This is a genomic window from Bradyrhizobium altum, from assembly GCF_020889705.1.
GTDB classification, from domain to species: Bacteria; Pseudomonadota; Alphaproteobacteria; order Rhizobiales; family Xanthobacteraceae; genus Bradyrhizobium; species Bradyrhizobium altum.
The window spans coordinates 1-5,035 of the sequence record NZ_JACMYP010000412.1; the positions used below are offsets into that span (position 1 = coordinate 1).

A 5,035-nucleotide genomic window follows, 5' to 3' on the forward strand; every position below is an offset into this window, starting at 1 on the left:
ACGTCGGGCAATCTGCTCAGGCCTCCATGCCTTGGCCCATCGTCGATCCTTTCGCCGGCCATGCCGGCGGCCGTTCCACCGAACGGTGGGGCCAGCAATACAAGCTCCGCTCGGGGCTACAACACTGCCGGCAAGTCTCTCCTCCACATAAGTGCGCAAGGCTGCGTTGGGCGCAAGCTTGGTCGGCTTGGGCCGGCAGGCAGATCGGTCTGCATGCCATTGGGCAGTTGTTTGCCCGATAATCCAACCCGCCGCCGCGGGTGGCTGCGTTCCGCCGCAATTCACGGGAGATCTTCGAAGCAGCCCGTCCCAAGCGGCGCCCAATCTCCCGTCTGGAATGGCCCTGCACCTTTAGAAGGGCGATCTCCTCGCGTTCAGCCAATGAAAGGTGGCGCCCGGAGAGAGGCTTGGCCGAAGATCTGAACATCGCTGTTGGCATGCCGCCCACCTTTCGGAACACTCTGCTTCCGACAGGTTGCGATAATCCGGCCTCAAACGCAGCATCTTCGCTGCTCTGCCCTGTGGCAATCGCCTTCCAAAATCTATTCTGTTCATCGCGTCCGGCCGTAGACGGCCGGCCTGGCGATGGCAATGGCGCTCGTCCTGACCGCGCCGAACGTCGACTTACAACTTTCATCGCAACCTCCAACTTCAGGGTGTTGCGACGACCGTTTAAATCCGCCTTGGGCGCCGCGACCGGAATGGTGGATCACGCCGGCACCTGGCCGCTGCGCCGAGATCGCCACCCGCAAGGGCGCCAAGGGCAGGTCGCGCGCCAATGATCCGCCATCGCCGGACCGAAAATCCTGCGGCTGTACAGATCCATGACGGCGGCCAGATAGAGCTAGCCCTGATCGGTCTCGATGTAGGTGATATCGGCCAACCCGATCTGGTTCGGAGCAGCGGCGATGAAGTTGCGGTCGAGCAGATTCGGGGCGATCGGCAGGTCGTGGCGACTGTCGGTGGTCCGCACCCGGCGGGCCGCGCCATAATGGCCCTGATGCCATGACGCCGCATCAATCGCTCGATGCGACCACGGCTCGCCCCGCGGCCCTGCGCCTTCAACTCGACATGTGCCTGACGGTCCCTCCGGTCGATCGCTCGCCCGGCACCTGGCCGAGATAGCACATGAGTTGACGCGGGCTTTCGAAACGGTTCAGATCACCAACCTCGGTGGCGAATGTTACCGCGACAATCAGATTGATCCCACGCAACGCCTGCAGCGCCCGCACGAGCGGCTCCAGAGATCAGGCCGGGACGAACTCTTCGATCGTGCGTTCCAGACGTTCGACCCGCTTTTTGGCGATGCGAACCGCCTCGATCATTTCCTGGAGTGCGATCTGATGCGCGGGGTGATAGAACTGCTGCTCCTGAAGCCAGCGTAGATAGCGCATCGTCCAGCCCTTCTTGCGGGGATCCGTGCGTCCGTGCTTGAGCATGAAGGCACTCACCCGTTGGCGGCGGACCCGCATCGTCTCAACTGCCGCCGCTCGGGCGCATCGCTTCATGGCTCTGATCGGGAACCCATACTGGCGTTAACTCGCCGGCGCGCAGCAGCCGGGCGAGAGAAACAGCGTCGCGGCGATTTGTCTTCACGCGATCGCCTGGCTTCCTCGGGATCAGAGATGGCGCAACCACAGTGCATTCGTGGCCGAGCGATCGGATCAGGCGATAAAGACCATAGCCCGTCGGCTCGGTTGGCGATCCGGTCAATGACCCGGCGCATGCTGGTCACCGACGCAACGACCTCACCGAAGAAGCGAACCTCTCCTTCCCGGCCTGCCTCCGCGATCGCGATGGCGTTTCTCAGCTTCCCGACGTCGATTCCGACAAATGCTTCCCTATAATCCGCCACGGCTCGTCCTCCTGTGATGAGGATCGGCTCGGACCGCCCGAGCAACCCTCGGACGTGCAGTGTAGGGCGAGCCACCTCATCGGCAGAGACGGACATACGGTCTTACGATCAATCCGGCGGAAAGCGATGGCGGCTATAAAGAGCGGACGGGTGGTCGGCATGCCGGTCGTCTACGCCTCGGCCGCTCAACTGTGTCCTTCGCCTGGTGATTCTTGATCTCCCCCATCACAGGGCTTGGCGAGTCTGGGCACATGGCTGCCTATGTAGACCTGTTAGAGGCCACCTGGAGCACTGTCGCTCGCCGCTGCGATGGTCAGCAGACTTTACCGACCTCAAACAACCTGGCGTAAGGTCCGCCTGCGAAGTGAAGCCGCAACTCATGAAAATTCGTTAGCGTATGGTCCAGCGATCGTGCTTCCTGGCGCTGAAGGATGGTGCGACCAGAAAGCTGAAACGCTGGGATCCGCAGGAAATCCCATATCGTTGCCAAGCAAGCGGCGGGTTCCCGAAGAAGACTCTCGTACTCGACTACAAGTATGTTGGTCAGCGAGAAGGAGTGCGCGACCCGGGCGTGGAAATCGTCGGCCGTCTTGAAGTAAGCTTCGCAAGCTGTGACTGACAATCTGACGCGCGGGGGCGGCGCGTCATCGTTGTCACAACGGTATTTCAGCCATTCACGGGTTTGCCTTGCCTGCACCAAGGATCGTAGCGATTCCAAGATGTTTCTGCGAACGAGGATGACCTTGAGGCCTGGCCAACGGGTCAGGCCGGCAAAGAAGCCCGGACGGTCGTGAAACTGAGGTTCGTTGATCTTGCAGCCGACGCGCGTCACTTGCTTGTCGCTCCGCATGGGATAGCGGAGGTACGCAAGTTCTAGAAGCTCGTGATCGCTGTGCAGTAGACGATCCCTATCGGGCCAATTCTTATCATATGGATTCAGCAGTTCGCCGTTGCTCAGCACGTTCGGATGCTCGTTTAGCAATTCTTCTAAATAGTGCGTACCGGTCCTTGGCATGCCAAGAATTACAAACGGCTCAGGCGACAGAGTGGGGTGGTTCACTGCATGTTCCTTAGGTGACATAGTCAAGAGGCTTGAGGGAAGGTGACTCGACGGCGTAAACTCCGGCCAATCATTTGGAAGACATTACATAAAGCTGACAAATTGACTGGATAACATAAGGACCTCGCGACACGCTGACTTTCAGGTTGGCGATGTTGTGCTTTAGCTGGAACTCGGAGAGCCTCTGCATCGCGACCAGCATGGCTGGCTCTTTCCAGCTCGCAGGGAGGACACCCATCATGCAAGAGACACAATTGCATCTGGCCGGACCGAAGACAGTACCGCATTGACAATCGACTCGACGCCAGGACGAGACCAGTCTCGCGGGTCTACCGACCAGTGCAACGCACCCAGTCCAGCTTTGGCCGATGTGGCGAGCACTTCGTCAGTCCAAATGCTATACGGCGCCCGGATGTGCCGTATAGAGGTCTGGTCCTGATCACCCTGTTCGCCTCAAGTATTTCACGCTGTGCTTCGCAGGGCCCGGCATCTAGATAGGTCAGGATGCGTCATCGTGTGGTTAGCGACTTCGTGCCCTTCTGCAATCATTCGTCGAATTAGCTTCGGCTGGTCCGCAGCGTACGTGCCGATGACGAAGAAAGTCGCCGGCACCTTGTTCCGCCAACACATCCAGAACGTCCGTCGTGCAAAGCGGATTGGGACCGTCATCAAACGTCAAATAAAGGCTGTGAGATCCGGTGGCGTCAGCGTAATCGTTGCACAGTCCGGATAAGAAGTCGGGGTGTCTCACAGCTCTGGCCCGTTCCGATCAATGATCGTACCGGTCGGCCAATCGGCCATCGACCGTCCAATCGGCAAAACTACGACGACGACATCCTCGATGCGCGTAGGCGGCTTGTCGAGACGCGCATCCGGAAGAGTGGACCGCACGCGAACCCCCGATACCATCGTCGCCAGACCGTGTCGGCCTAACCTTGAAATATGTTTCTGCAGCGCGTGCCGAACCGTGCCGAAGGCGAATGGAATCCCAAGCTCGTGCAGCACTGGATGCATGACGCGGAGTGAATGGCCGATTCCAATTCCCTCAAGATCCGGACGCACCCCGTACAAGCCTAGCTCGGCCACTAGCACGTCGACCGCGCCAACCTTGATGAAACGGCGCAGTAGTCCCAAATGAGCCGCCACACCTCGCGAGTCATAGCCTATTGCACGGAGTTCAGGCCTCGCGCCGGCCCAACTTCGACTTCCTTCGAATGGTTTTCCATTAAACGCCCCTGTCGGTCCATAGGCCGCTCGAAAGAACTCGGCGAGTTCGACATGATCTTCGAGTTGCAACTCACTTTCCCAGCGCAGCGTCCACTGCACCTGAGCGCGCGTCGAGAGCCTTCCCGTGGAGCTGGATACGGCAATGTTCATGGGCACCTTGACCTCGGAGCGATGTGTTGCAAGCGAGTAGGTCGGTTTCTATGGCTGTCCCTGAAACGAGGTCTTTGTCCTATGCGCCATTCCTGACAATTAGTACAATTGATTGTTTCGATATAACACATCCACGCTATGGATCGATCCACATCATGCGCTTCAAAGGCCATCGTTGTGGCACCAGTATTCACTTGATTTAGCGGCCTATGGGCGCGACTGTCGCCCCGGCTAGGCGCCATTTCCACAACGAACTATCGCAATGAGCGGCCGCGAACTTGTAGTACCGCCCGCACAGGGGCTGGCTGCCCGCAATTCGCGAGGCTGCACGTTCACCTCTCACTTGTTTAGCAAAAGCTGGTTCAACCGAACCTAATCCGATCGCCTATTCAGGATCAGCCTTTCCGATTTTATCAGAATCGTGCGTTTTCGGACATTCTTGGTGTCTCGTGCGGAAAGCTCCGCCCGTCAGCTTGGATCTGCTGCCACTCACCGATGAGCCGGTGAGCTTCTCCGGCGCGGTGCAGTTTTCTTAATCTCCCGGAATTGCTCATGTCGAGCGCGCATCCTAGAGCGACACGGTTCGACGGGACGAGGGTGTGCGTAGGCTGCCGCACGAAGATCGTGGTCGAGTAGCTCGGCCAATCGGCTTTGCCCTCACAGATCCGGGCGGGCGGCTTTCCCGCACCCGGCTCTTCCCGAGAGTAACCGGCGTCATATCCGCGCCTGCGCCTATGTGCGAG

General features: G+C 59.2%; 2 protein-coding genes and 4 pseudogenes. All 6 read right to left on the reverse strand.

Going from position 1 to position 5,035, the window contains the following annotated elements:
• Nucleotides 1–637 (reverse strand): annotated as a pseudogene (locus H8B02_RS45080) (transposase); the annotation flags it as partial.
• A gap of 46 nt (nucleotides 638–683) precedes the next feature.
• Nucleotides 684–1,080 (reverse strand): annotated as a pseudogene (locus tag H8B02_RS45085) (DDE-type integrase/transposase/recombinase); the annotation flags it as partial.
• A pseudogene (locus H8B02_RS45090) lies at nucleotides 1,077–1,855 on the reverse strand (IS110 family RNA-guided transposase); the annotation flags it as partial. The pseudogenes H8B02_RS45090 and H8B02_RS45085, both read right to left, overlap by 4 nt.
• 313 nt (nucleotides 1,856–2,168) lie before the next feature.
• On the reverse strand, nucleotides 2,169–2,915 hold the full coding sequence (locus H8B02_RS45095) for a sulfotransferase (protein WP_229172187.1): 747 nt from the start codon (nucleotides 2,913–2,915) through the stop codon (nucleotides 2,169–2,171).
• Nucleotides 2,916–3,118: 203 nt separating this feature from the next.
• Nucleotides 3,119–3,666 (reverse strand): annotated as a pseudogene (nodB, locus tag H8B02_RS45100) (chitooligosaccharide deacetylase NodB); the annotation flags it as partial.
• Complete coding sequence (locus H8B02_RS45105) at nucleotides 3,663–4,292, reverse strand: NodA family N-acyltransferase (protein ID WP_229172188.1); 630 nt, start codon at nucleotides 4,290–4,292, stop codon at nucleotides 3,663–3,665. The gene H8B02_RS45105 and the pseudogene nodB, both read right to left, overlap by 4 nt.
• Nucleotides 4,293–5,035 lie beyond the last annotated feature (743 nt).

Bases quoted from the DNA above. Each gene is read 5' to 3' on its own strand.
- H8B02_RS45105 (WP_229172188.1), bottom strand. From the start codon at position 4,292: ATGAACATTGCCGTATCCAGCTCCACGGGAAGGCTCTCGACGCGCGCT.